The 1,200-nt window shown below is 68.7% G+C and carries 1 protein-coding gene; it reads left to right on the plus strand.

Annotated features, from left to right (window positions below):
• Positions 1-60: 60 nt before the first annotated feature.
• Positions 61-1,188, plus strand: coding sequence for an IS30 family transposase (locus Cba03nite_RS39405; RefSeq protein WP_203757689.1), 1,128 nt, complete (start codon positions 61-63; stop codon positions 1,186-1,188).
• The last annotated feature ends 12 nt before the right edge of the window (positions 1,189-1,200 follow it).

The following is a 1,200-nucleotide window of genomic DNA, read 5'->3' on the forward strand; positions in this document are numbered from 1 at the left end:
TCTTGCGCGGCGGTTTCTATCGGTTGTTGCAACGGGTATGGATCTTGGAGGAGGTGGTCCGTGCCCGGCAAACGTCTGACTTCGCAGGAGCGTGCCCAGATCGAGGTGTTGTTCGGTCAGGGCCTGCGGTTTTCGCAGATCGCTGCGGCTATCGGCCGTGACCGCACCACGGTGTGGCGTGAAGTGACCCGCAACAACGCCCACAAGGGCTCGTACGTGCCCGATGGGGCGTGGCATCCGCATGGCCGCAAGCTGGGGTATGTGCCCGGGCGCGGGTACCCCCGACACTGGGGCGGGGCGTACCGGTGGAAGTACTCCCATCGCCATGCCCAGGACCGTGCTGACCAGCGGGCACGACGCCCACGCGACGGGAAGCTGCGGGCCAGGCGCAGCCGTACGATGGCACCGCTGTGGCACCTCGTGCGAGAACGGCTGGCCATGCGGTGGTCGCCGGTGCAGGTCGCCCGGTCGCTGCGCATGGACTTCCCCGAGCAGCCGGAGCATTGGGTGTCACACGAGACGATCTACCAGGCGATCTACTACCAGGCCCGGGGCGGGATGCGCGAGGAGCTGGCCCGGCAGGTCGCATTGCGGTCCGGGCGGGCCGAGCGCCGCCCGCAGTCCAGGGCCGCCTCGGCTGGGCGCGGAGCCAAGCCGTGGATACGCGACCTGCACATCTCCACTCGCCCGGCCGAGGCCGCCGACCGGGCCGTGCCCGGCCACTGGGAAGGCGATCTGATCATCGGCGCTCGGGGGTCCAGCGCGATCATCACCCTGGTCGAACGCAGTACCCGGTACGTGATGCTGGGCGCGTTGCCCAACTCGCGGGTCAGCGAAGAGGTCACCGACGTGCTGACCGGGCTGATGCGGCGGCTGCCGGCCGAGCTGCGCCAGACCTTGACCTGGGACCAGGGCTCGGAGATGGCCCAGCACGCCCGGTTCACCCTGGCCACCGACTGCCGGGTCTTCTTCTGTGATCCCCACGCGCCCTGGCAGCGCGGCAGCAACGAGAACACCAACGGGCTGCTGCGCCAGTACTTCCCCCGCAGCAGCACCGACTTCCGCACCATCAGCCAGGACGAACTCGACGCGGTCGCCCGCGAACTCAACGGACGACCGCGCCAAACCCTCGACTGGCAAAATCCCGCTCAACGACTCAACCAGTACCTCGTTGCAACAACCACTTGAGCCAGCCCGCGC

The organism is Catellatospora bangladeshensis (assembly GCF_016862575.1).
Classification (GTDB): domain Bacteria; phylum Actinomycetota; class Actinomycetes; order Mycobacteriales; family Micromonosporaceae; genus Catellatospora; species Catellatospora bangladeshensis.